Source organism: Nonomuraea sp. NPDC026600 (assembly GCF_040638335.1).
Taxonomy (GTDB): domain Bacteria; phylum Actinomycetota; class Actinomycetes; order Streptosporangiales; family Streptosporangiaceae; genus Nonomuraea.
This window is the reverse complement of sequence record NZ_JBEZYD010000001.1, coordinates 449,466-474,591: the sequence shown is the minus strand read 5'-3', so window position 1 is coordinate 474,591 and position 25,126 is coordinate 449,466. Positions and strand designations below refer to the sequence as shown.

General features: G+C 71.2%; 14 protein-coding genes and 1 pseudogene. 9 read left to right on the top strand and 6 right to left on the bottom strand.

Going from position 1 to position 25,126, the window contains the following annotated elements:
* The first annotated feature begins 5 nt into the window (after positions 1 to 5).
* From AB0F17_RS02180 to AB0F17_RS02170, 3 genes are all read left to right on the top strand, one after another.
* Positions 6 to 1,172 carry a carbohydrate-binding domain-containing protein gene (locus tag AB0F17_RS02180; protein ID WP_358014753.1) on the top strand — a complete coding sequence of 389 codons (1,167 nt, stop codon included), beginning with the start codon at positions 6 to 8 and terminating at the stop codon, positions 1,170 to 1,172.
* Positions 1,169 to 3,721 carry a carbohydrate-binding protein gene (locus tag AB0F17_RS02175; RefSeq protein ID WP_358014750.1) on the top strand — a complete coding sequence of 851 codons (2,553 nt, stop codon included), beginning with the start codon at positions 1,169 to 1,171 and terminating at the stop codon, positions 3,719 to 3,721. Before AB0F17_RS02180 ends, AB0F17_RS02175 begins: the two co-directional genes overlap by 4 nt.
* Before the next feature lie 296 nt (positions 3,722 to 4,017).
* Positions 4,018 to 6,057 (top strand): carbohydrate-binding protein, encoded by a 2,040-nt coding sequence (locus AB0F17_RS02170; protein ID WP_358014747.1) that lies wholly within the window; start codon positions 4,018 to 4,020, stop codon positions 6,055 to 6,057.
* A 196-nt stretch (positions 6,058 to 6,253) separates the two neighbouring features.
* Here the strand turns inward: AB0F17_RS02170 and AB0F17_RS02165 are convergent, their stop codons facing one another.
* A complete protein-coding gene (locus tag AB0F17_RS02165) occupies positions 6,254 to 7,393 on the bottom strand; it encodes a monooxygenase (protein WP_358014744.1) in 1,140 nt (379 codons plus the stop codon).
* Between the two features lie 164 nt (positions 7,394 to 7,557).
* Here AB0F17_RS02165 and AB0F17_RS02160 point away from each other — a divergent pair, with 164 nt between their 5' ends.
* Entirely contained in the window at positions 7,558 to 9,690 is a 2,133-nt protein-coding gene (locus AB0F17_RS02160; protein ID WP_358014741.1) for a non-ribosomal peptide synthetase, read from the top strand.
* Positions 9,687 to 15,251 carry an amino acid adenylation domain-containing protein gene (locus AB0F17_RS02155; RefSeq protein ID WP_358014738.1) on the top strand — a complete coding sequence of 1,855 codons (5,565 nt, stop codon included), beginning with the start codon at positions 9,687 to 9,689 and terminating at the stop codon, positions 15,249 to 15,251. The genes AB0F17_RS02160 and AB0F17_RS02155 overlap by 4 nt, the downstream gene beginning before the upstream one ends.
* An 11-nt stretch (positions 15,252 to 15,262) precedes the next feature.
* On the opposite strand, the gene AB0F17_RS02150 is transcribed toward AB0F17_RS02155, so the two are convergent.
* From AB0F17_RS02150 to AB0F17_RS02140, 3 genes are read right to left on the bottom strand one after another with little or no spacing between them, the layout of a single operon-like run.
* On the bottom strand, positions 15,263 to 16,681 hold the full coding sequence (locus AB0F17_RS02150; RefSeq protein WP_358014735.1) for an aspartate aminotransferase family protein: 1,419 nt from the start codon (positions 16,679 to 16,681) through the stop codon (positions 15,263 to 15,265).
* The gene (locus AB0F17_RS02145; RefSeq protein ID WP_358014732.1) at positions 16,678 to 18,021 is read right to left on the bottom strand and encodes an MFS transporter; all 1,344 of its coding nucleotides are present in this window, start codon (positions 18,019 to 18,021) and stop codon (positions 16,678 to 16,680) included. The genes AB0F17_RS02150 and AB0F17_RS02145 overlap by 4 nt, the downstream gene beginning before the upstream one ends.
* Positions 18,018 to 18,641, bottom strand: a complete 624-nt coding sequence (locus AB0F17_RS02140; RefSeq protein ID WP_358014729.1) for a TetR family transcriptional regulator — start codon at positions 18,639 to 18,641, stop codon at positions 18,018 to 18,020. The genes AB0F17_RS02145 and AB0F17_RS02140 overlap by 4 nt, the downstream gene beginning before the upstream one ends.
* Before the next feature lie 115 nt (positions 18,642 to 18,756).
* Between AB0F17_RS02140 and AB0F17_RS02135 the strand changes: the two genes are divergently transcribed.
* Together AB0F17_RS02135 and AB0F17_RS02130 are read left to right on the top strand one after the other, a co-directional pair.
* Complete coding sequence (locus AB0F17_RS02135; protein ID WP_358014726.1) at positions 18,757 to 19,395, top strand: HNH endonuclease family protein; 639 nt, start codon at positions 18,757 to 18,759, stop codon at positions 19,393 to 19,395.
* A gap of 95 nt (positions 19,396 to 19,490) precedes the next feature.
* Positions 19,491 to 20,396, top strand: a complete 906-nt coding sequence (locus tag AB0F17_RS02130; protein WP_358014723.1) for an SMP-30/gluconolactonase/LRE family protein — start codon at positions 19,491 to 19,493, stop codon at positions 20,394 to 20,396.
* Positions 20,397 to 20,492: 96 nt separating this feature from the next.
* Here the strand turns inward: AB0F17_RS02130 and AB0F17_RS02125 are convergent, their stop codons facing one another.
* Positions 20,493 to 20,882: an alpha/beta hydrolase gene (locus tag AB0F17_RS02125; protein WP_358014720.1), complete on the bottom strand. Its 390-nt coding sequence runs from the start codon at positions 20,880 to 20,882 to the stop codon at positions 20,493 to 20,495.
* Positions 20,883 to 21,472: 590 nt separating this feature from the next.
* Between AB0F17_RS02125 and AB0F17_RS02120 the strand changes: the two genes are divergently transcribed.
* Together AB0F17_RS02120 and AB0F17_RS02115 are read left to right on the top strand one after the other, a co-directional pair.
* On the top strand, positions 21,473 to 21,793 hold the full coding sequence (locus AB0F17_RS02120; protein ID WP_358014717.1) for a hypothetical protein: 321 nt from the start codon (positions 21,473 to 21,475) through the stop codon (positions 21,791 to 21,793).
* A 34-nt stretch (positions 21,794 to 21,827) separates the two neighbouring features.
* Positions 21,828 to 22,040, top strand: a pseudogene (locus AB0F17_RS02115) (transposase); the annotation flags it as partial.
* Between the two features lie 433 nt (positions 22,041 to 22,473).
* On the opposite strand, the gene AB0F17_RS02110 reads toward AB0F17_RS02115, so the two are convergent.
* The gene (locus AB0F17_RS02110; protein WP_358014715.1) at positions 22,474 to 25,011 is read right to left on the bottom strand and encodes an AAA family ATPase; all 2,538 of its coding nucleotides are present in this window, start codon (positions 25,009 to 25,011) and stop codon (positions 22,474 to 22,476) included.
* Between the last annotated feature and the right edge of the window lie 115 nt (positions 25,012 to 25,126).

Below are 25,126 nucleotides of genomic sequence, written 5' to 3'. Positions count from 1 at the left end.
AAGCCATGGAACTCACCCGACGCCAGCTGGGGACCCTCGTGGGCGCCGCGCTTCTCACCCCGTACCTGCCTGCCCGCCCGGCTTCGGCGGCGACCGCCTGGCAGCTCATGTGGGCCCCCGAAGCGTCGTCCGCCGGGCTCGGCGCGTTCGAGACCATCGAGGACGACCGCGCCGACTCGCACCCCGCGGGTCAGCCGCACATCTTCGCGGAGGGCAACAACTTCCGCTTCAACATGCACACGGTCGATCGCGACTCGATGACCGACCGGCAGCGACAGGAGGTGACCGGCACCCGTAACCCGAGCGGCTACCTGCAGTGGCTGAAGGGCGAGACGTGGCGGGTCACGTACTCGATGTTCATCCCGAGCTCGCTGAAGGCCACCACGACCTTCACCCACATCAGCCAGACCAAGATGCCGGGCACCGGCACTCTGCCCATCACGGTCACCTCGCTGCGCCGGGTGGACGGGGTGCAGACCATCGAACACAAGATCTTCGAGCCGGACATCCTGGTCGGACGGACCAACCTGGAGCCGCTGCAGAACAAGTGGATCGACGCCGAGTACGAGATCAAGATCGGCGACGGCGGCGCGGGCTCGGTCCGCTGGGTGCTGCGCGACGGGGCCACCACGCTGGTCGACGCGACCAAGACCGGCGACACGTTCCTCGGTGACCGGGTCCGTCCCAAGTGGGGCATCTACCGCTCGCTCGGCGACACCTCGGGCTCGCTGCAGAACTGCTACATGCTGCTGACCAACATGCGGGCGTACAAGCAGGTGGCGGCCGTCGCGACCCGCTTGGAGGCGGAGAACGCGACGATCTCGCAGGGCGTGGTCGAGTCCAACCACGCGGGCTTCTCCGGCACCGGCTTCGTCAACACCGACAACGCCGCCGGGTGTTACGTCCAGTGGACGCACACCGCGTCCGCCGCCGGCCCCGCGACCCTCACCATCCGGTACGCCAATGGCACCACGGCCGACCGCCCCATGGACATCACGGTCAACGGCGTCGTCGTCGCCTCGGGGCTGAGCTTCGGCGGCACCGGCGCCTGGACCACGTGGGCGAGCAAGAGCGTCAACGCCACCCTGGTCGCGGGCGCGAACACCGTCAGGGTCACCGGCGCCACCGCGAACGGCTGCCCCAACCTCGACTACCTGGAGGTCCTGGTATGAAGCCGCGTGTGTCGCGTACGGCGGTGCTCGCCGTACTCGCTCTCCTGCTCGGCCTGCTCACGGACCTGCCCACCGCTCTGCCCGCCCAGGCCGACCTGCAGAACCCGCGGCAGGCGTTCCTGCGCAACTCGATCTCCGGAGTCTTCCTGCACTGGGGCGAGCGCACCTCGCCGCAGCACACCAGTTGCAGCGGCTGGGAGGCCGACGTCACCAACGGCGGCTGGAGCGCCTCCTACTGGGTGAACGAGGCCAAGAAGCTGCACGCCCAGTACATCGTGCTGGCCACCTTCCACAGCCGGCTCGGCTACGCCAGGCCGTACCCGTCGTCGATCCCGGGTTCGTGCCGCACGACGCGGGACTTCCTCGGCGAGCTGATCGACGCGGCCGACGCGCAGGGGCTGAAGGTCATCAACTACATGACCGACGACCCGCAGTGGCACAACGAAGGGCTCAGCTCCGGCGACTGGCTCAACTCCTCGGCCTTCTCCAGCTACGTCGGCCACACCGTGGACCTGACCACGCGTGACGGGTTCGGCGAGTTCAGCTACCTGCAGTTCTTCGAGCAGATGCAGCGCTATCCGAAGCTGGCGGGGTTCTGGATCGACAACGACAACGCCTACTGGGAGAGCAACAACCTCTACGCCAAGATCTACCAGCAGCGCCCCGACATGACGATCTCGAACAACAACGAAGACACGCCGATCATGGACATGATCAGCAACGAGCAGAAGACCGGCATGACGCCGTCCTACGACTACCCGCAGGCGGTCTACACGGCGCTGCCGAGGCTGATCGAGGCCGACTTCAAGCTGCCGACCGGCGGCCCCTGGTGGTACGGCGGGTCGGACCAGGCGGTGGACCGCAAGCTCACGCTGGGCCGGCTCATCACCAACGCCGGATCGTCGGTGAAGGCGCTGATGGCCGAGACCGCGATGGTCAACGGCAAGTTCCCCGCCCAGCAGGTGAGCTTCAACAACTTCGCCGACACCTATCTGGGGGAGATCTGGGAGTCGCTCGGCGGCACCGAGGGCGGCGGCTACATGTTCGGCGGGCTCAAACCGGGCTTCTGGAACAACGGCGCCCACGGCGTGACCACGATCGCCAAGAACGATCCCAACCGGCACTACGTCCACGTCGTCACGCCGCCGTCCGGCAGCACGCTGTCGCTGCGTGACAACGGCTACCGGATCAGCTCGGTGACGAACCTGCGCACCGGTGCCCCCGTCACCTTCACGCAGGCGGGCGGCACGCTGACGCTGAGCGGCATCTCCTCGTGGGACCAGTACGACACGGTCTTCAAGGTCATCTCCTCCGGCCGTGAGGGGATCCACAGCGGCGTCACCCTGTCGGCCGGCTCGTCCACCAGCGGGCACGCCGCCTCGGCCGCCGGTGACGGCGACTACCTCACCTACTGGGACAGCAACGCCGCCGAACCCGCGACGCTGACCTTCGACCTCGGCTCGGCCAAGCGGATCCAGTACCTGGCGTTCAACCAGCGTGAGGACTCGACGGTCTACCCGTCGTCCGGGTCCGCGCGGATCTCCGGTTACCAGGTGTACGTCAGCGACAACGGGACGAGCTGGGGCAGCGCGGTCAAGACCGGCACCGTGCCGAACGCGCGCGGCGTGCAGGTCATCGACCTGACCGCCTCGACCCACCGGTACGTGCGGCTCACCAAGACCGGCCACCACGGCGTCTCGCGGTGGCGGGTGGACGAGGCCTGGGTCGGCGGCGACTACGCGGGCGGCGGCGGCACGACGCCGCCACCCGGCCGCTACGAGGCGGAGGACGCGACGATCTCGCAGGGCATCTTCGAGAACTCGCACCCGGGTTACAGCGGCACGGGCTACGTCAACGGCGACAACGCCGCCGGCTCCTATCTGCAGTGGTCTCTCACCGCCGCCACCGCCGGCACGGCGACGATCAAGATGGGGTACGCCAACGGGACGACGACGAACCGCCCGTCGGCGATCGCGGTCAACGGCACGACGGTGTTCGCCAGCCGTGACTACGGCAGCACCGGCACCTGGGACACCTGGGCCGTCGACACCTTCACCGTGCCGGTCACCGCGGGCGCCAACACGCTACGGGCCACCGCCACCACGGCCAACGGCAACCCCAACCTCGACTACATCGACGTGGACGTGACACCTGGCGGCGGTGGCGGCACCACCGACTACCAGGCCGAGGACGCCACGATCTCGCAGGGCGTGGCCGAGTCCAACCACACCGGCTTCACCGGCACCGGCTTCGTCAACTACGACAACCTGGTCGGCTCGTACGTCGAGTTCACGGCCAACGCCGAGTCGGCGGGGGAGGCCACGCTGACGCTGAGGTTCGCCAACGGCACCACGGCCAACCGCCCGATGGACATCACGGTCAACGGCGCGCTCGTCTCGGACGAACTCGCCTTCGACGCGACGACCAACTGGGACACCTGGGTCACCAAGTCGATCACGGTGCCGCTGAACGCGGGCGCCAACACCATCCGCGCCACCGCCACGACGGCCGGCGGCGGCCCGAACCTCGATCGGATCACGATCGGTTGAACTCCGGCCGCCGTGCGGACGCGCACCGCCCGCACGGTGGCCGGCACCAACGGCAAGGTGGCTGGCACCAACCGCACGGTGGCCGGCACCAACGGAAGCCACCAACGGAAGCCACGGTCAAGAAGGCGCACGTAACGGCGGCGCGCCGGCTCCACCGGAGGAGCGTTCCCCTGGACAGACCCCGGCCCCGCACGGCGCTTGGCGCCCACCGGGCCGGCCGTAAAACAAAGGAGAAAAACCCCGTGAGACGGAGAGGGATAATCGCGGCGGTCGCGGTGCTTTTAGCGGGCTTATTCATGAATATTCAGCCCGCGGTCGCGTCCGACAACGGCCTGTCGATCAGGCCCGCCATGGGATGGAGCAGTTGGAGCTTCGTGCGGCGCTGGCCCGACGAGGCGAAAATGAAGGCCCAGGCCGACGCGCTCGTCAGCAGCGGCCTGGCCGCGCACGGCTACGTCTACATCAACCTCGACGACTTCTTCCAGAAGTGCGACTCCAACGGCTTCCAGGTCGACGGCTTCGGGCGGTGGGCCGTCGACACCGCCAAGTTCCCCAGCGGGATCAAGGCGCTGGCCGACTACGTACACGCCAAGGGCCTGAAGTTCGGCTTCTACGTCACGCCCGGCATCGCCAAGAACGCCGTCACCGCCAACAAGCCCATCGAGGGCACCTCCTACCACGCGCAGGACATCGCCGACACCTCGCAGACGCACAAGAACTACAACTGCAAGAACATGTACCGGCTCGACTACTCCCACCCCGGCGCGCAGCTGTTCATCAACTCGTGGGCGAACCAGATGGCCTCCTGGGGCGTCGACTACCTGAAGATCGACGGCGTGGACGCGACGACGGTCGCCGACGTCGAAGCCTGGGACAAGGCGCTGCGCCAGACCGGCCGGCCGATCAACTTCGCCCTGTCCAACAACCTGCCCATCGCCCAGGCCACCACCTGGAAGCGGCTGGCCAACAGCTGGCGCACCCAGGGCGACGTCGAGTGCTACTGCGGTCCCGGGGCGAACGGGAGCGGGTTCCCGCTCACCGACTGGTCGCACGTGTCCAGCCGGTTCACCTCCGCGGCCTCCTGGCAGCAGTACGCCGGGCCCGGCGGCTGGAACGACTACGACTCGCTGGAGGTCGGCAACGGCGACCAGGTCGGCCTCACCGCCGACCAGCGGCGCACCCACATGACGCACTGGGCCATGATCTCCAGCCCGCTGCTGCTCGGCACCGACCTGACCGCCCTCACCTCGACCGACCTGGCCATGCTGACCAACGACCGGCTCATCGCCGTCGACCAGGACGGCGTCGCCGCCCAGCGCGTTGTGAACAGTGGTGTCAACCAGGTCTGGCGTAAACGGGAGTCGAACGGCGACTACATCGTCGCCCTCTACAACACCGGCACGTCCGGCAACTCCACGGTCAGCGTCACCTGGTCGCAAGTGGGCTTCACCGGCCCCGCCGACGTCACGAACCTGTGGTCCGGCGGCTCCGAGGGCACCGTCGCCTCCTCCTACAGCGCCACCCTGCGCCCCGGTGAGACCCGCCTCATCCGCGCCCGGCCCACCACGGCGAGCCCCCACTACGAGGCGGAGGACGCGACGATCTCGCAGGGCGTGGTCGAGTCCAACCACACGGGCTACTCGGGCACCGGCTTCGTCAACTACGACAACGTCGTCGGCTCGTACGTCGAGTTCGGCGTCAACGCCACCGCGGCGGGCAACGCCAACGTCACCCTGAGGTACGCCAACGGCACGACGGTGAACCGCCCGATGACCATCACCGCGAACGGCACCACGCTGACCCGCGACTTCCCCGGCACCGGTAACTGGGACACCTGGGCGACGGCCACGTTCACGCTGCCGCTGGTCGCCGGATCCAACACCATCCGCATGACGGCCACCACCGCCAACGGCGGCCCGAACGCGGACTACGTCGACGTGTCGGCCCCCACCCCGGCCGGCACCGAGTACCAAGCGGAGAACGCGACGATCTCGCAGGGCGTGGCCGAGTCCAACCACACCGGCTTCACCGGGACCGGCTTCGTCAACTACGACAACCTCGTGGGTTCGTACGTCGAGTTCGCCGTCACCGCCGCCGCCGCGGGCGCCGGCACCCTGACGATCCGGTACGCCAACGGAACGGCGGTGGACCGGCCGATGGAGGTCGCGGTGAACGGCACGGCGGTGACCACCCAGTCGTTCCCGGCCACGGCGAACTGGGACACCTGGACGGACGGCACGGTCGCGGTGAACCTCCAGGCCGGGGCCAACACGATCCGCCTGACCGCCACGACCGCAGGCGGCGGCCCCAACGTGGACCGCATCACGCTCGGCTGACCCGGACCCGGACCCGGACCCGGACCCGGACCCGGACCGACCCCGACCCCGACCCGGACCCCGATCAAGGGCGCACGCACACCGGCCTGGCGGTATGCGTGCGCCCTGCACCCCTTGTGCGGCCCTCGAGCCTTACGAGGCCCGCTCTTGCGCGGCCTTCTCTCGTGCGGCCCGCTCTTGCGCGGCCCTTGGTCCCTTATGCGGCCTTCGACCAGATGGCGATGCCCAGGCACATCTCGTCGCTGGTCCCCGCGCCCCAGACCACGTAGCGCGGCTGCAGCTTCTGCAACTGCGGCAGTTGTGCGCGCAGTGCGGCGTCATGCGTGCAGGTCACCCGCACCACGTCGCCCTTCTTGACCGTGACGGGCTTGGCGAGCAGACGCAGCGCCTGGTCGTCGAAGTCGTACTTCGGGACGTCCAGGAGCGTCTGCGCCTTGGGCGTGCCGGGATTGAGCTCGACCTTGATGGAGCGCCCGAGCAGGTGCATGTGCCCGGCCAGCGCGTGCAGCGTCACGTTGCCCGGGATGGGGATGTCGCAGTGCTGCGTCGGCCCCGGCTTGAGCGGCCCGCACATCTTGGCCAGCCCATTCGCCTCCCCGTCGGCCCCGGGACCGAACCTGCGCACCACGTCCTTGACGGCGGCGGCCCGGTCACACAGGGGGCCGGTCTCCTGCGGTGTGCACGGCAGCTCGATCGGTGCCGGGAACAGCGCGGTCTCCAGCGGCTCCAAGGTCTTGTCGGTGAGCCGTAGCCGGATGCTCGACTGGTCGGAGCCAGGGCGGCCCTCCGCGTTCAGGGTGTTGTAGTGGATCTGCATGACGAGCTTGCTGCCGGGCGGCAGCGCGTAGCCGTAGCGCGGATCCAGCAGCTTTTCGTTGGTGCCCGGCGCCCAGTGCGCCACCCAGGAGGCGTCGTCGACGCTGGCGTCGCCGAAGCACGTCCAGCCCTGACCGGGGGTGCTGTCGTCGAGCGCCTTGGCCTGCGCGGCCTGCTTGGGGTCGAGCCTGAAGAAGATCGCGTGGTGCACGATGTCGGGGTTTTGCGGCTGGAACTGGGCTCCGGTCAGGAACGCCTGCTTGGTCAGCTTGGGGTCGATAATGAAGCACCTGTAGTCGTCGGTGCCGCCGTTGGGGCCGCTCGGCGTGTAGGGCTCGGCCATCTTCAGGGACTCGAAGCGCTCGTCGCTTCGTAACGGGGCGGCCACCGGCGCGACCTTGGCCCCATGCCCCCCAGCATGGCTCGTCTGGACCGCCGGGGTGACCGTCGTGGCTGTCCCGCACGAAGCGAGCAGAGCGATCAGGGCGAACGCGGCGGCAGTCCGGGCTAGTCGAATCATGCTCCCACGGTCTCGCGGATGCCGCCGGCGAACATCCACCCTGAGGCCGCTCTTCATCATCCCCTGGTATGACAGTCTCTCTCCGCCTTGGAACACCCTGGAACGCCTTGTCAGGTGAGGTCGCGATGGCGCGGCCAGATATCTCGTGACACCTGAGGAGAGCGGTGACGGAGCACACCAGGGCATATACGCCCTCGACCGAGAAGCGCAGGCTTGTCGATCGGATATACCTGCACGCCGTAACCAGGCCCACGCAGGTCGCAGTGGAATGCGGCACGCGATCACTCACCTACGCGGCCCTCGCCGGGAAGATGGCGGAACGCGGCGGAACGCTGTCCGGCGCGGTGGGGCCGGGCCGGTTCACGGCGATCGAACGGCGCAGGTCCATCGAGTTCGTGGTGGACTTCCTGGCGGTCCTGGCGCTCGACGGCGTTCCCGTGCCCATCGACCCCGACCTGCCCGCCCGCCGCAAGGAGACCCTGCTCGGCCTGATCAGGCCCGGTATCGTGCTGCGTGACGTGGCGGCGATCCCGGGGGCGCTGTCACGTTCCGCGGCGGCGATCCCCGGGGCGCTGTCACGTTCCGCGGCGGCGATCCCCGGGACGCTGTCACGTCCCGCGGCGGCGATTCCCAGGGCGGTCTCGCGTGACGCGGCGGAGCCGCCCAGCCCTGGCGAGCCCGGCTCCGGCGAGCCCGGCCCGGCTGCGGTCGCCGACGGGGCGTACGTGTTCTTCACCTCCGGTTCCACCGGACGGCCGAAGCCGGTGCTGGGCTCGGCCGCCGCGCTGACCTCGTTCCTCGCCTGGCAGTGCGCCGAGTTCGGCGTCGAGCCGGGGGACCGGGTCGCGTTCCTGACCGCGCTGAGCTTCGACGTTGCGGTCCGCGACGTCTTCTTGCCGCTGTGGGCCGGCGCGACGCTGGTCATCCCGGCCCTGCGCGAGGCCGACTCGCCGGAGGCGACCGTGGCCTGGCTGCGGCACAGCCGCGTCAGCGTCGTCAACGCGGTGCCGTCGGTGGCCCGCGGCTGGCTGCGGCATGGCCGTACCCGGTGCGAGTCCGTGCGGACGGTGTTCTTCGCCGGGGAGCCGCTGGACGCCGCCCTGCTGGAGGAGTGGCAGCTCGTGTTCCCCGGCACCCGCACCCGCGTCAACCTGTACGGCACCACCGAGACCACGCTGCCCAAGATCTGGAAGCGGCTGCCCGTCTCCGAGCGGTTCACCGGCGATCTCCCGGCGGGCGGGCCCGTCCCGCAGACGCGCTTCTGCCTCATCGACCCGGCCGGGCCGTTCGACGCCCCTCTCGTCCGCGCGGCGCTGCGGAACCCGGTGGCCGAGGGCGAGATCGTCCTGGTGAGCCCGCACACCGGTCACGGCTACGTGGGGATGCCCGAGCAGACGGCGGCCCGCTTCGCCGACCTCGGCGGCGTCACCGCCTACCGCACAGGTGATCTCGGCCGCGTGTCCGACGGCGGGGAACTCGTCGTCCTCGGCCGGGCCGACGACGAGCTGAAGGTGAACGGCGTACGCATCCACCCCGCCGAAGTGGCCGCGGCGATCCGCGCCTGCGGGCCGGTCAGCGACGTCCACGTGACCGCGGAGCGGTCGGCCGGGCGGGCCCGCCTGACGGCGTACGTCGTCCCCGCGAAGGGCCGGGACCTCGACCTGCTCGCGTTGCGGCGCGACCTGACCACGATGCTTCCCCTCGCCATGATCCCCACCGCACTGGTCGAGCTGGCCGAGCTCCCGTCCCTCCCCAACGGCAAGATCGACCGTACGGCCCTGCGCCTGCTCGCCCGGCCCGGCGCGTCTCCGGGAACCCCCACGATGGAGCCGGCCGCGCGACCCATCACGACGCCGGAGCCCAACCGACGGCCTGTCGTTCCGGACGGTGACGTGGAGCGGTGGCTGGCCGATCGGTGGGCCGAGCTGTTCGAGACCGGCGCGGTCTCCGCGGGCGACGACTTCTTCGCGCTCGGCGGCGACTCCATCTCGGCGATGCAGCTCGTCTCCCGCATCCGCCGTGACCTCGGCGTCACGCTGTCGGTGCGCGACATCTTCGCCGCGGCCACCGTCACCGCCATCGCCCGGGAGATAGCCGACCGGCGACTGCTGGCGATGGACGCCGACGAGCTGCTGGCCTTGCTGGAAAGCGTCGAGCAGGACGCCTTGGACGCGGTCATGGAGGACCCCTCCGTCGCGGTCGTTCAGGGCCTCTCCGACGTGGGCGAGCAGGACGTCTCCGGCATGCCGGATAGACGGGGAAGCCTGACGGATGGATACGAGAGGGGCGCCGCATGACGCCCACCGCGCTGGCCGAACGGCTGGCACGTCTCTCACCCGAACAGCGGGCCAGGCTGAGCCGCCTGGCGGCCACCCTTACCGCTGCCGTGCCCGCCCCCATCCCGCGCCTGAACCGGACCACCGGCCGGCTGCCCATGTCGTTCGCGCAGCGACGCCTGCACTTCCTGCAGAACCTCGACCCGGCCAGCCCTGCCTACAACGTCGTCCAGGCCATGCGGCTGACCGGTCCGCTGGATACCGGGGCCCTGCGCGAAGCCCTGGCGACGGTGGTGGACCGTCATGAGGTCCTGCGCACCACCTGCTCATCCGACGGCGCGGAACCCGAACTGGTCCTGGCCCCACCCGGCCACGGCCCGTCCCTCGACGTCATCGACCTGACCGCCGCCGTCCGGCCTGACGCGGCCGCCGAGCCGTCCGACACGGCCCGGGTGGAGCCGTCCGACACGGCGCCCTGGGTGGAGCCGTCCGACACGGCGGCCCGGGCGGAGTCGTCCGAAGTAGGCCGGGTGGAGCCGTCTGACGCCGGTCGGGCCGAGTTGCCCGGCGCCGTGCGGGAGGTGTTCGCCGCGCAGGCGGAATGCCCCTTTCGTCTGGACAGCGAGTTCCCGCTGCGGGCCACGCTCGTCCGGCTGGCCGACGACGACCACGCGTTGCTGCTCGTCACGCACCACATCGCGACGGACGCGTGGTCGTCGCGGCAGCTCGTCCGCGACCTCTTCGACGCCTACGCCGGCCACGAGCTCGCCCCGCTCCCGGTCCAGTACGCCGACGTGGCCGCCTGGCAGCGCGACCGCCTGACCGACGACGTCGTACGCGACCACCTCCACCACTGGCGTGAGCGGCTGGCCGACATGCCGCCCATCCTGGAACTCCCGCTGGACCGGCCCCGCCCCGCGATCCGCTCCGACCGCGGCGCCGAGCTCGACTTCACGCTCGACCGCCGGACCTGCCGCCGCCTGCGCGAGGTGGCGCGGGAAGCGTCCGTGACCCCGTTCGTGCTCCTGCTCACCGCCTTCGGGTACGTCCTGCACCGGCACTGCGCCACGGAGGACGTCGTGGTCGGCGTGCCCGTCTCCGGCCGGGACCGCCCCGAGGCCGAGCAACTGGTGGGCTGCTTCATCAACACCCTGCCGCTCCGGCTCGACCTGGGCCCGGCGCCGACCTGCCGCGAACTCGTGCGGCGGGTCGGCGAGCGGGCGCTGGACGCCTACGACCATCAGGAGCTGCCGTTCGAGCGGCTGGTGGCGGAGCTGGCGCCTGAGCGGGACCTCGGCGCGGGTCAGCTCGTCCAGGTGATGTTCAACTACCACACCGCCACCGACCTCGGTGAGAACCTGCCCGGCCTCGCCGTGACCCCGCTGCGGGCAGGGAACGCGCGGGCCCGGTTCGACCTGTCCTGCGCCGTGGTCGAGACGGAGGGGGAGCTGCGGGTCACGCTGACGTACGCGGCGGAGCTGCTGTCGCGCGAGCTGGTGGAGCGCCTCGGCGGTCACTTCGCCGAGGTCGTCGACGCCCTGCTCGCCGGTCCGCCCCTGACCGGGCTGGACGCGCCGATGGCCGCGCTGCCCGCCGCACCGGCCGGGGATCTGGAGACGGTACGGCCGGCGCCGGTCGGCCTGCCGCACTTCGACGAGGCCGCGACCCTGCTGGCCCGGTTCGAGGCGTACGCGGCGCTCGAGCCCGGACGGGACGCGGTCCGGTGCCGCGACGACGTGGCCGGCTACGGCGAGCTGAACGAGCGGGCGAACCGGCTGGCCAGGCACCTGGTGGCCGAGGGGGTGGGGCCCGGCGACCTGGTGGCCCTGCTGTTCGAGCGCTCCGTGGACCATGTCGTCGCGATGCTGGCCGCGCAGAAGGCGGGGGCGGCGTACGTGCCGCTCGATCCGGCGGCGCCCGCGAGTCACCTCACGGCGGTCATCGCCGAGTCAGGCGCGAAGGTGCTGCTGACCCACGCCGAAGTCGACCACGCGGCGATCGAGACGGCCGGTTCGGTTGACGGGCCGGTCCGGGTCGTGGTGCTGGAGGAGATCGGCGCGATCCTGGCCGGTCATCCCGGGACGGACCTGGGGCGGCGGATCGCCCGGGATGAGGCCATGTACGTGGTGTTCACCTCGGGATCCACCGGGCGGCCGAAGGGGGTCGTGGTCGAGCACGGCAGCTTCACCAACTACCTCACCGCGATCCTCACCCGCCTCGAGGTGCCGGAGAAGCTGCACTTCGCGCTCGTGTCCACGCTCGCCGCCGATCTCGGGCTGACGAACCTGTACGGGGCGCTGGCCACCGGCGGGACCGTGCACGTGCTGCCGTACGAGTGGGCGGTCGATCCCGAGCAGTTGGCCGGATATTTCCGGCGACATCCGATCGACTTCATGAAGCTCGTGCCGAGCCACCTCCAGGCCGTCCGCGACGCGGGGCTGCTGGCGGCGGTCGTCCCGGCGCGTTACCTCGTCCTCGCGGGGGAGGCGTGCCCGTGGGAGCTCGTGGACGCCGTCCGCGAGGTCCGGCCGGACTGTTCGATCTGGAACAACTACGGGCCATCGGAGACCACGGTCGCGGTGCTCGCCCACCGCGTCCCGGCCGGGCGCGACGGTCGTGGCGGGCCGGTCGTGCCTCTGGGGAGTCCGCTCGACAATGTCCGGGTGCGCGTGGTGGACGCGCGGCTGCGCCCGGTGCCCGTGGGGGCGGCGGGGGAGTTGCTGATCAGCGGCGCGGGTGTCGCCCGGGGGTATCTGTCCGAGGGGGAGGGGTTCATCCGGGATCCGTACGACGCGGGCGCCCTGGCGTACCGGTCGGGTGATCGGGGGCGGCTGCTGCCCAGCGGGGTGTTCGAGTTCCTCGGGCGGCTGGACCGGCAGGTGAAGATCCGCGGGTACCGGGTCGAGCCGGGCTACGTCGAGGCCGTGCTGCGGGGGCATCCGGGCATCGGGGACGCCGCCGTCGTGGTCCGGCACGACGAGGAGGGGCGGGCCCGGCTGGTGGCGTACTACGTCATGCGCGGGGACGGTGCGGCGCCGCACGAGTACGCCCGCGCGAAGCTGCCGCCGTACATGGTGCCCGCGGCCTTCGTGGAGATGGACCGGCTGCCGATCACCCCGAACGGGAAGCTCGACTGGCGCGCGCTCCCCGAGCCGGGACCCGGCATCGCGGGCGACCGGCCGTCGGCGCCACCGCGTGACGGGGCCGACGAGCGCCTGGCCGGGATCTGGTGCGAGGTGCTCGGACTGGCGGAGGTGGGGATCGACGACGACTTCTTCGCGCTCGGCGGCGACTCCTTCTCGGCCATGCGGCTGGCCCGGCAGATCGGGGACGGGTTGCGGGTCGCGGCGATCTTCCAGCACCCGACGATCCGCGAGCTGGCGGACCTGCTCAAGGGCGAAAACCCCAGAGGCGGGCTCCTCGTACGGCTGCCAGGCGCGACCCCGGCGAGGGCGACGGCGGCCACCGTGGTCGCGGTGCCCTTCGGCGGCGGGAACGCGGCCGCCTACGGCGAACTCGCCCGGGCCCTGCCGCCCGAGTTCCCCCTGCTCGCCGTCGACCTGCCAGGACACGACTTCGGCGACCCGTCGGCCCCGATGGAGCCGCTCGACACGCTGGCGGCCCGGTGCGTCGCCGAGATCCGCGCGACCGTCCAGGGCCCCGTCATCGTGTACGGCCACTGCCTCGGCGCCGCGCTGGCCTTCGACATCGCCCAGCGGCTGGAGGCAGGGGGCGGGGACGTCGTCGGCGTGGTGTTCGGGGGCGCGTTCCCGGCGCCGCGCCTGCCGGGACGGCTCTTCGACCTGTGGGCCAGGCTCCTGCCCAGCGACCGCTGGCGATCCGACCGCCTCTATCGCGACACGCTGCGCGGCATCGGCGGGCTCACCGACAGCCTGGACCCGGAGGAGCAGGCGTTCATCCTGCGCGCCCTCAGGCACGACTCCCGGCAGGCCGAACAGTTCTACACCGAGCACTGCCACGCGACGGACCGTCCCCGCACGCTGCACGCGCTGAGCGTGGTCGGCGAGCGGGACCGGCTCACCGAGTTCCATGAGGAACGGCACCGCGAGTGGGATCTGCTGTGCGCCGACACCGAGCTGGAGGTGATCCCGGACGCCGGGCACTTCTTTCTCAAGCACCAGGCCGCCGAGCTCGCCGCCATCCTCACCCGCTGGTTCGAGCGCCGACAGCGGCCGCCCGCCGAGAAGAAGCCGAGTGTCCCGTCGGCCGCTTCGGGCCTGTGGGGATTCCTGCTCGTCACGCTCGGCCAGCTCGTCTCCATGCTCGGCACCAGGGCCCTGGCGTTCGGCCTCGGGGTGTGGGTGTATCTGGAGACGGGCAGCGCGACGCAGTTCTCCGTCATCCTGGTCTGCGGGCTGCTGCCCGCGCTGCTGGTGCTGCCGTTCGCGGGCGCGGCGGCGGATCGATGGAACCGCCGTCTGGTGATGATCGCCGGTGATCTGGTGGCCGTCTGCGGGACCGGGTTCTGCCTGGTCATGTACGCCACGGGGTCGCTGGAGGTGTGGCATCTCTACATCGCCACGGGTCTCAGCTCGATCGCGGGGTCCTTCCAGCAGCCGGCCTACCTGGCGGCGACCACGCAACTGGTCCCCAAGCAGTACCTCGGCCGGACCAACGGCGTCACCCAGGCCCTGGTCGCGCTGAGCCAGGCCGGGGGACCGCTGCTCGGCGGCGCGCTGATCGTGCTGATCGGGCTCGGCGGCGTGCTCTGGGTGGACCTGGCGACGGTGTTCGTCTCGCTGCTCACGCTGTTCGTCGTCCGGTTCCCCGACACGCTGTTCCGCAGGCGGGAGGAGACGATCTGGAAGGAGATCTCCAACGGCGTCCGCTACATCGCCCGGCGTCCCAGCTTCGTGGCGATGATCGCCTTCTTCCTGGCGTTCAACCTCATGCTCGGTTTCGCCATCGCCCTCACCCCGCCGCTGGTGCTGTCGTTCGCGTCCGCCGGAACGCTGACTCTCGCCTCCGTGGTCGGCGCCGTGGGCGGGATCGCGGGGGGCGTGGCCATGGCGTTCTGGGGCGGGTTCGAACGGCGGGCCACGGGGATGGTGGGGTTCACCCTGCTGACGGGTGCCGGCATGATCCTGGTGGGTCTGCTGCCCTCGGCGTTGTTCCTGGCCGTGGGACTGGCGGCCATCGCCGCCTCGCTCGCGCTGCTCAACGGCCACTGGCAGACCATGATCCAGACGAAGGTCGGGATGGAGCTCCAGGGCCGGATCCTGGCCAGCAACCGCATGATCGCGAACCTCACGGAACCGCTCGGCTACCTCTGCGCCGGTCGGCTCGCCGACGCGTTCTTCGAACCGGCGATGCGCGAGGGCGGCTGGCTGAGCGGGACCGCGGGCGCCGTGCTGGGCACCGGGCCCGGCCGGGGCATGGCGCTCATGATCGTCGTCCTGGGCGTCGCCCAGATCGCGCTGGCGGTGTACGGCCTGCGGTGGCGCAAGCTGCGCTACATGGAGGACGTCCTGCCGGACGCCGTCCCCGGAGCGGTGGTCACCTGGGACCGTGACGCGTTGCAACGGGAGGCGGACCTGCTGCTCGACACGGAACGGCGGTAGCTCACCCAGCCTCAGCTGTAGATCACCGACAGGAAGCGCACCAGCACCGCCTCCCGCGTGGCCGCGGGCAGCGCGTCCAGGACGGCGTTGACCAGCGCCATCTCCGGCTGCCCCGCGCCGGGCCGCAGGTCCACCCCGACCGCCGCGGCCAGCTCGGCGAAGGCCGCGTCGTCCAGTTCCGCCAGATCCAGGTTCACGACCAGATCGATCAGCCCGTCGGGGAGTACGGCGGGGCCGCGCACCCGGGCGGCCGCCGCCGACTCTCCGATGACCTTCAGCAGCGCCTCGATCCCCGAGAGTGTCACCCCGGTGACCGTGATGTGCAGGTTGGCCGGGATGCCCGCGTAGGACAGTTGCGGCTGGAGGAACCAGCCGCGCCGCCGGGCCTCGTCGGCCAGGACGAACACGTCGAGTTCCGACGACGTGAACGCCACCAGCGAGGTCTCCGGGTCGCCCAGCACCCGCAGGCCCGGGACCGCCGCGATGCCCGCGCGCAACCGGTCCGTCGCCTCCAGCGTGGCCCGGCCCAGCGCCAGGTAGCCGTCCCGGCCCAGAGCCTGGAGCGTGGCCCATGCCCCGCCGAGCGACCCCGCCGACCTGGAGCTCTGCACGGTGGCGTTGATGACCGTGTAGCCGGGCCAGGCGGCCGAGGCGAAGTACGCCCCGCGGCGCATCGCCGGGTCGGCGAACAGCACGACCGAGGCGCCCTTCGGCGCGTAGCCGAACTTGTGCAGGTCACAGGAGAGCGACGTGACCCCCGGCACCGACAGGTCGAACGCCGGGATCGCCGCGCCCGCCGCCCGCAGCCACGGCAGCAGCCACCCGCCCACGCACGCGTCCACATGGCAGCAGACGCCCGCCGCCGCGGCCACGGCGGCGATCTCCCCGATCGGGTCGATCACGCCCTGCGGGTACGACGGCGCCGAGGCGACGACCAGGACGGTGTCATCGTCCATGGCCGCCGCCACGGCCCGCGCGTCGGCCTTGAACGTGGCCGGATCGACCGGCACCGGCCTGACCTCGAGGCCGAGGTAGTGCGCCGCCTTGTGGAAGGCCGGATGCGCGGTGACGGGGAGCACCAGGTTGGGCCGGGCCCGCCCGGCCGCGTCACGGGCGGCCTTCACCGCCAGCATGATGGACTCGGTGCCGCCGCTGGTGAAGATGCCGTGGCCGCCGCCCAGCAGGTCGGCGACCGCGCCGACGACCTGCTTCTCCATCTCCACCACGCTGGGGAACGCCGTCGGGTCGAGGCTGTTGACCTCCAGCATCTCCGCGTAGGCGCGGGCCGCCGCCTCGTGCACCTCGTCGCGTCCGGTGTCGTAGACGTAGGCGGTCACCTGGCCGCCCCTCACCGGCAGGTCATGCTCCTTGAGCCTGGCCACCTCGGCCAGCAGCTCCTCGGTGGTCCTCCCGGTGTCGGGCAGGTTCACGGGTTCTCCTCGTGTCGGTCCTCTTTCAGGGCGACCCGGCCGTACCAGACGATGAACGGCAGGCTGATCAGCATCAGCGCGGCGGGCAGCGCGGTGAAGCCCGTCAGCAGCCCGGTCAGGGCGGCGGGCGGCTGCGCGACAGGCGCCTCGACCGGCGCGGACACGAACCCCGACACCGCCAGCACCAGCGCGAACAGGCCAGGACCGAGCGCTAGCCCGGCCGTCTCGCCCGCCGTCCACAACCCGGTGAACGCGCCCGCCTGCGCGTGCCCCGTACGGGCCGTGTCGGCGTGCACGGTGTCGGGCAGCAGCGACAGCGGCAGCAGTTGCAGCCCCGCGTAACAGGCCCCGGCCAGCGCGGTCAGCGCCAGCGTCGCCACCAGGGACCGCGCGGCGATCGCCGGGACGAGCGCCAGCGCCGCGAGCCCGAAGCCCAGCGTCGCGGCCAGGTAGCAGCGCACGGGCCCGTGGGTACGGGCCAGCCGCGCCCACAGGGGTACGGCCGGCATGCTCGGGGCGACCAGGCAGACGAACATCACCGAGGTCAGGCCGTAGTCACCGAGCCGGTAGGAGGCCACGTACGGCGCGCCCGCCAGCATCACCGCGACCCCCAGCGCCTGCGTGACGAACGCCGCCAGCAGCGCGAAGAACGGCGTGTTGCCCCGCGTCATGCGGAACGCGGCCACCGGGCCGAGCTGCCGCGGACCCGGCCGCGAGGTCACCCAGCGGGTGGCCAGCGTCGCGGTGACCAGCGCGGCGGCCATGACCGCGCCGATCGTGACGCCCATGACCGCGTAGCCGGGCCGGCCGCCACCGGCCAGGTCCACCACCGCGGGGGCCAGCCCGCCCGCGACAAGGATGCCGACGGTCAGGCAGACGACCCGCCACGACATGATCCTGGTCCGCTCGGCCCGGCTCGCCGACATCTCGGCGGGCAGCGCCACGTACGGCACCTGGAACAGGGCGAACGCGGTCGCGGCCACCAGGAACGCCACCCCCGCCCAGAGCGCGCCGGGCGCGGCGTCCGGTACGGCGAACATCAACGCGAACGCCACGGGCAGCGTGGCCGCCCCGGTCAGCAGCAGCCGCGTGCGCCGGCCGGTCCGCACGGCCTCGCGGTCACTGGCGGCGCCGACGAGCGGGTTGAGCAGCACGTCCCAGATCTTCGGCGCGACCAGCACGGCACCCGCGGCGGCGGCCGGCACGCCCAGCATGTCGGTCAGGTAGTAGAGCAGCAGCAGCCCGGGTACGGCCGAGAACACCCCGGTGCCCACGGAGCCCGCGCCGTAGCCGAGTAACCGGCTCCGGGCGAGCCGCTCACCCGCCGGCGCGGTGGTCACGGGAGTTCGCCGGGGAGCGCGAGCGCGCGGTGCAGGGTCAGGTGCAGGTGGGCGCGGAAGCGCCGCAGCGCCACCCGGTCGCTGCCGCCCCTGCGGTGGCCCTCCTCGTCCAGCACGCCGCCCTTGGCGAACCCGTGCACGCACCAGATCACCGACCACATGGTGTACTCCAGGTCGATCGCGTCGTCGATCACCCCGGCCGCGACCGCGGGACGCAGAGCATCGATCACCATGGCCACCAGCGGCTGGACGTAGTGGCGTTCCAGCTCGGTGAGGTCGCTGGCGTCGGAGAGCCAGCGGTGCATCCACAGCGCCGGCACCTCGGGATGGTCCACGCAGAAGTCGACGTAGTCGTCGATCAGCCGGTGGATCCCGGTGACCGGGTCGTCGCCCAGGAGGTGGGCCAGCGCTCCTTCCAGGGCCGCGCGTTCGGCCTGGTGGGCGCGTTCCATCACGGCGAGGTAGAGCTCCCGCTTGCCGCCCACGTGGTAGCTGACAGTGGCGATGTTCAGGCCCGCCGCGTCGGCGATCTGCCGGGTGGAGGTGCCGTCGTAACCGAGCGCCGCGAAGAGCTGCGTCGCGACTTTCAAGATCACGGCGACCTGGCCGTTTTCCGTCATGTGAGCGAACCTAGTTCGGCCGAAGCCGCTCCGTCAATCACTTGATGGAGTCACTTTAGGTGTCATCTCAATTACTTCTCGTGACATGATCGGGGGCGGCTGTTACTGCTAATCCATGACCATCTTCTCAGGGCGGTTCGTGGTCCCTCTTCTCGCGGCTCTCCCGCTTGTCCCGCCGATCAGCGCCTCCGCGGCCGCGCTGCCCCACCCGATGTCGGAAGACGTCGCCCGTACGGCACTCGATGGGCTGACCGTCGCCGAGAGGGGCACGCTCGACGGCTACAGCCACGACCGCTTCATGCCCGAATGGGCCCCGCAGTGGGGCATGTGCGACACCCGAGAGATCGTCCTGAACCGTGATGGCGAGTCCGTCGAGCGTGACGGGTCCTGCCGGGTCGTCGCCGGCACCTGGTACAGCCAGTACGACGGCAAGGTGCTCACCAGCGAGGCCAAGATCGACGTCGACCACCTCGTCCCCCTGGCCAACGCCTGGCGTTCGGGGGCCAACACCTGGAGCGACGCCCGCCGCCAGGCCTTCGCCAACGACCTGACCCGCCCCGAACTGATCACTGTCAGCGCCACCGTCAACATCGCCAAGGGCGGCAGCACCCCGGTCACCTGGCGCCCGCCGCTCACCGGCTTCTGGTGCACGTACGCCCGGTCGTGGATCACCGTCAAGCGCCACTACGCGCTGCGCATCACGAAGGAGGAGAAGGCCGCGCTGATCGAGATGCTCGGCACCTGCCCGGATTGACCACTCGGTTCGAGCGGTCTCGTAGCGGCCTACCGTGCGGCCGACCGGTCGTGATCGACAATAGGGAGGTCTGAGCCCAGTAAGAGGAGAACGGCATGACCATCGCCGCGTACACCGTGACCGCACCCGTCGCCGAGCACGGGGAGGGCCCCGTATGGTCCGAGAGCTGGGGCGGGCTCCGGTTCGTCGACATGCTGGCCGGTGACGTGCTGGCGCTCCAGCCGGACGGCACGGTCCGCCGCCGGCACGTCGGCGCGGTCGCGGCGACCATCCGCCCGCGCGCCGCGGGCTCCGTGTCCGGGGGCTCCGTGTCCGAGAGTTACGTGTGCGAGGGTTACGTGGTCGCGGCCGAGCGGGAGCTGCTGCTGTCCGACTCCGACGAGCTGGACGCCCCGCTGCGCTCGCTGGGCGAGGCGTGGAGCGATCCGTCGGTACGCATGAACGACGGCGGCTGCGACCCCGACGGCCGCTTCTACATCGGCAGCATGGCCTACGACGAGACCCCCGGCCGCGGCTCACTGTACGTGGCCGAGCCCGGCGGCGGGCTGCGCGTGGTGCTGCCGGAGGTCACGATCTCCAACGGCCTGGACTTCAGTCCCGGCGGTGACCTCGCCTACTACGCCGACACGACCACCGGCCGGATCGACGTTCTGGACTACGACCGTGAGCAGGGGCTGACCGGGCGGCGGCCGTTCGTGTCCGTGGACCCGGCCGACGGCGCTCCCGACGGGCTCACGGTCGACGCCGAGGGCGGGGTGTGGGTGGCTCTGTGGGGAGGCGCCGCGGTGCACCGCTACAGCCCGGAGGGCGGTCTCGACGCCGTCATCCGGCTTCCGGTGCGCAAGGTCACCGCGGTCACCTTCGGCGGCGAGAACCTCGACCTGCTGTTCATCACCACCTCGGCCCTCGACGTCGACCGGATGGAACAGCCGGCCGCGGGCGCACTTTTCGCGGCCGACCCCGGCGTACGCGGCCGACCCGTCCTGCCGTGCGCGCTCTGACCGGGTGTCGGCATCGACGTGGAGATCGTCGAAGTCCGGAGCCCGACAGCCGGTGGACACGGGCGGGGGTGTCCACCGGATCTGCGGGCCGTTCGCTCAGCCGCCGGCAGCAGCCTTCTTGATCAGTGCGGCGACGGCCTCCGGATGGGAGATGTAGATGGCATGGCTGCCGACGACTTCCACCACGGTGGCGCCCGCACGCTCGGACATGGCCCGCTGAGCTGGTGGCGGGATCATCCGGTCCTCGGTGGCGACCAGGTACCAGCTGGGCTTGGCGCGCCAGGCGGGTTCGGTGATGGTGCCGCCGAGCGCGTCGACGCTCCACGGCACCTGCGAGTCGGCGAGGAACTCGGCCTGCGCGGCCGGCAGGTCGCCCGCGAAGGAGGCGTGGAACTTGTCCCGGTCGAGAAAGAGGAACCCGTCGACCGGGGGCAGGATCGGCGGCACCGGCGCGCCCGGCGGCGGGTCGGCGATGAGTGTGTTCACGGACTCACCTTTGTCGGGGGCGAACGCTGAACATCAGCGCCACCTGGCCATGGAAGAACGCGTTCCTCACCTGCTGGCAGCGGCTGTGCGCTCTGCCTGCACCACCCTGACCAGCACCAACCCGCCACGGCAACCCGGAAGGAGCCATTCCACATACCCCTGCGGTCCGGTGGAAGCCGCCGCCCAGCCGAGCGTTTCGGGCGGCTCCGCTACCCAGCCGGACGCACAGAAAAGGATGATCAGGCGGAAACTTCCGCCGTGCCGATTGACTCAGCCGACACCGTCAAGGCGTGAGTCATCGAGGATGACCAGCAGGGTCTTGAACAAGCCCCGAAACGATCAAGAACCCGATGATCATAAGGCTCCGCAGAGTCGGCCGACAGAGTCGACACCGGAGCCCTGCCTTGGTGATCTCCGCGGCGCGACTCGTTGAACACGAGCCGCGCAGAGCCGTGTGGATCGATGCGCTGGGCACCCGACAGGCCAAGACCGGGGATGGTTCCGCGAGCGTCACCGGACACCTGGCGAGTGTACGGGCGTCGGCGGAACACATGTGGCGCCGGGCATCGGTCACTCCACGGGATGTCGACATGGTGCTACTGGACGACCGGTGCACGTTCGATGTGCTCCACGGAGTCGAGGCGCTGGGCTTGTGTGCGGCAGGACGCGCGGCGGAGTCGGTGAGGCACGCCGTCCGTACCGGGCCGAGCGGCCACGGCGGGCAGCTCGCCGGCGGACATGCCGGTGGCTACGGCCAGCTGTTCGAGGCCGTCCTCCAGCTCCGTGGTGACGCCGGCGCTCGCCAGATACCGAACGCGCGGGTGGCCGTCGTGTCCTCCAGCGATCCGACGGGATCGGCGGCGGCAATCGTCATGGGCGCCGAGCGTGCTGAGGGCGGGTCTGTACGTTAAAAAGGTGCAACTCCAATGATGTGAGGGACTGATGTCGGAGAACTCGCGGAACGGTGTCCGGTCCAAGACGGTGCTGACCGAGGTCGGGCCGGTGCAGATCGAGGTGCCGCGGGACCGGGACGCCTCGTTCGAGCCGCAGTTGGTCAAGCAGCGGCAGCGCCGGCTGCCGGGGGTGGATGAGATGGTGCTGTCGCTGTCGGCCATGGGGCTGATGCACGGCGAGATCAGTGCGCACCTGGCCGAGGTGCGGGCAGTAGAGCCATGAACTGATCCGGGGCAGCAATGGCGCGGGTGCGTCCCGTAGGACGGTCAGCAGACTGTGATCGAGGCGGACACTGTGAGTTGTAGTCGGGCCGGTGTCCTCGCCTCTGGATTGAGGTCTGCGCCTGCTGAAGTGTGACCGGAGGGGCGTTTGAGCCGTGCTTGTCATTTGAACAAGCGTGCGGTCCGTGATCCGTAGCTGATGGATCAAGGTGTTCAGGAAAACTCATTTGAACCCGTCAGTGACCTCTGGAGGCGTTCAGACAGACGGTCAATTGACGGTCAAACGATCAAGGGCCCGGTTCTCAGTCTAGAGAACCAGGCCCCTACCTCGGGAAACCTGTCGGGGTGGCGGGATTTGAACCCACGGCCTCTTCGTCCCGAACGAACCTCGGCATGCCGCGTTCCGACCGGACGCCTCAGAGCGACGTGCCCGCGCGGGCTCGGACGCCGTTGGCCAGGGCGACGCGGGACGACACGCCCAGCCGGGCGTACACCTGGCTGATGTGATACTCCACCGTCTTGACGCTCAGCAGCAGCTCGCGGGCGATCTGCCGGTTGGTCAGCCCGTTGGCGACCAGTTGGGCCACGGCGTCCTGCTGCGGGGTCAGGCCGAGGGCGGAGACCGCGTGCTGCTGGCCGCACGCCGCCAGCTCGATCTCGCAGCGTTGCGCGTACGGCACCGCCTCCAGGCGTTCCAGCTCCCGCAGCGCCTCCTTGAGCTGTTCGGCCGCCGCGGCCCGGCGACCGAGCCTGCGCAGGAACGAGCCGTACGCCAGCAGAGTCCGCGCCCGGTCGAACGGCTCCTCGGTCTCCGCGCACGCCGCTTCGAACGCCACCCGGGCCATCTCGGTCTCATGCCCCGCCGCCAGCAGCCGAGCCCGGACACCAGGAGAGCCGGCCGGTACGTCATCGGCCCTGCGCAGGTCGCCCTCCGTGATGAGCGCGTCCAGCAGCAGATCGGCCCATGGCAGCAACCCGCGCTCGGCATACGCCATCCCGTCCAGCGGAGCGGGCTGGGCGTGGACGGTCAGGTCGGGCGATGAGGGAGCGATCGGGGCGTACGCGGTCGGGTCAGGTGATGAGGGAGCGGGTGTAGGGCGGGTGAGCAGGTCAAGTAGCGGAGTCAGCAAGGTGATCACCTCGTCTGACCGGTTCCGGGCCGCGGCCAGGTGGGCTGCGGCGAACGCGGGCCCGATGACCGCCACCGGCGCCGTCGCGTCCCTGGCCAGCCGCCGGGCCGCGTCGGCATGCTGTCCGGCGCGCCGCCAGTCGCCCCTGGCCGCGGGGACGAGTGACGCCACCGCGTGGGCGTGCGCGGACATCCAGCAGGGGCCGAGCTCGTCGGCGATCGCGGCGGCGACCTGCCCCCGGGCCGCGGCGTCGTCCCAGCGGCCCAGCCGGTAGTCGGCCAGGCTGCTCATCGCGGCGGTGAGCAGCCTGGCCGGTGGCGAGCCCCCCAGCCCGCCGGAGTGACGCATCAGGCGCAGATAGTTGCCGGGCTCGGGGCGGCAGCTCCAGGCGTCGATCCTGGCCAGCAGCGCGGGCCGCGCGCACAGAGCCCGCGCCTCGGCGAGCGCCACCACCGCCCCCTCGGCCCGGCCCGCGTAGTGGGCCAGCACCCCTCGGGCGAAACGACCGTCCGCCACACCGGCCCCGGCTCCCATCTCGTGCGCACCGGCCTCCAAAGCGGTCTCGGCGTCCGTCTTGCGCGCGCCGAGTCGGGCTGCCAGGGCGTGGGCCTCGGCTGGGCGGCCGTCGAACAGGAGGGCCTCGACGGCGTCGGCGCCCGGCTCTGGGTCCAGTCTGGCCGCCTGCGTGAGCAGTCGTGCCGCCTGCCCCCAGTCGCCCGCCGCCGCCCTGCGCCGCCCTGCCGCGGCGATCTGCTGGACGAGTGGCGGGTCGGGACGTTCGGCGGCCCGGAGCAGGTGCTCCAGCCGGGTGGTCTCGTCCTGGGCCAGCGTCGCCGCCGCGGCGTGCAGCCGCAGCCGCTTGGTGGGGCCCATGTGCTGGTACACCGCCCCCTTGAGCAGCGGGTACGAGAAGCGGATCAGGATCCCGGCACCCGTCGGCCGCTCCACGAGCAACCCGGCCCCCAGCGCCTCCTCCAGCGTCGAGAGCGGCGCGCGGACACCCGCCAGCTGGGCGGCCGCGCCGAGCGGAACCTCGCCGGCCAGCTTGGCGGGCACGGTGGGGGGCCCTTCGCCGACCACGGCGATGTCGCAGGCCAGGACCGCCGCCGCCTCCACCAGGGACCGGGCGGGCTCGCTGCACCAGGCCAGCCGGGCCAGGGCGTCGCGCGCGTGCTGCCCCGGCACCGGCAGCGGGATCTGCGGATCGGCCAGCTCGTCGAGGTCGGTCTCCTCCAGAACTTGCAGGATGTGCCGCGGGTTGCCGCCGGTGTGCTCGCACAGCCGTCCGGCCGCCTGCTCGGTCAGGGGCAGGTGGGTCAGCGCGCGTACCTGCCGGGCGCCGATGCCGGTCAGCGCCAGGCGTACCGACATCTCGCGGGTGAGCAGTGGCTGGAGCGAGGCGGGCTGGTAGGGGTCCGGGCTGGTCAGCACGGTCAGGACGCGCGCGGGCCGCAGCCGTCGCCAGGCGAACGCGAGCGCGGTGAGCGAGACCGAGTCGGCCCAGTGCGCGTCGTCGATGGCGATCACCACCGGCCGCGCCGCCTGGAGTTCGTCGAGCCGGTCGCGGAGCCGTGCCCCCGCTTCGAACGGGTCCGCGGGCTGCAGCCCGGCGATCCTGGTGAGCACGCCGTAGGGCAGAACCGACTCGCTCTCCACGGCGTCGGTGGCGAGTACGTGCGCCTGGCCGTCGAGGGTGGCCAGGAACCGGCGCAGCAGGGTGCTCTTGCCGATGCCGGCGGGGCCGTGGATCAGGACCAGCCCGGCCTCACCCCTGCGGGCCAGCTCGAAGCGGTCCGCCAGCGACTCCAGCTCTCGTTCTCGCATGCGCACACAGTGCTCTCGTGTCCTCGCACGCACCTTGTCGTCGGCTGCAAGCGGAGGTTAAGCGGAGCGAGATATACCAGCATCGGGAGATTTAGCGAGACATGCGAGGGGGCTT

What these genes read in the sequence shown, in the direction of transcription:
- AB0F17_RS02180 (WP_358014753.1), top strand. Translation starts at nt 6, where the DNA reads ATGGAACTCACCCGACGCCAGCTGGGGACCCTCGTGGGCGCCGCGCTT.
- AB0F17_RS02175 (WP_358014750.1), top strand. Translation starts at nt 1,169, where the DNA reads ATGAAGCCGCGTGTGTCGCGTACGGCGGTGCTCGCCGTACTCGCTCTC.
- AB0F17_RS02170 (WP_358014747.1), top strand. Translation starts at nt 4,018, where the DNA reads ATGAATATTCAGCCCGCGGTCGCGTCCGACAACGGCCTGTCGATCAGG.
- AB0F17_RS02165 (WP_358014744.1), bottom strand. Translation starts at nt 7,393, where the DNA reads ATGATTCGACTAGCCCGGACTGCCGCCGCGTTCGCCCTGATCGCTCTG.
- AB0F17_RS02155 (WP_358014738.1), top strand. Translation starts at nt 9,687, where the DNA reads ATGACGCCCACCGCGCTGGCCGAACGGCTGGCACGTCTCTCACCCGAA.
- AB0F17_RS02140 (WP_358014729.1), bottom strand. Translation starts at nt 18,641, where the DNA reads ATGACGGAAAACGGCCAGGTCGCCGTGATCTTGAAAGTCGCGACGCAG.
- AB0F17_RS02135 (WP_358014726.1), top strand. Translation starts at nt 18,757, where the DNA reads ATGACCATCTTCTCAGGGCGGTTCGTGGTCCCTCTTCTCGCGGCTCTC.
- AB0F17_RS02130 (WP_358014723.1), top strand. Translation starts at nt 19,491, where the DNA reads ATGACCATCGCCGCGTACACCGTGACCGCACCCGTCGCCGAGCACGGG.
- AB0F17_RS02120 (WP_358014717.1), top strand. Translation starts at nt 21,473, where the DNA reads ATGGTGCTACTGGACGACCGGTGCACGTTCGATGTGCTCCACGGAGTC.
- AB0F17_RS02110 (WP_358014715.1), bottom strand. Translation starts at nt 25,011, where the DNA reads ATGCGAGAACGAGAGCTGGAGTCGCTGGCGGACCGCTTCGAGCTGGCC.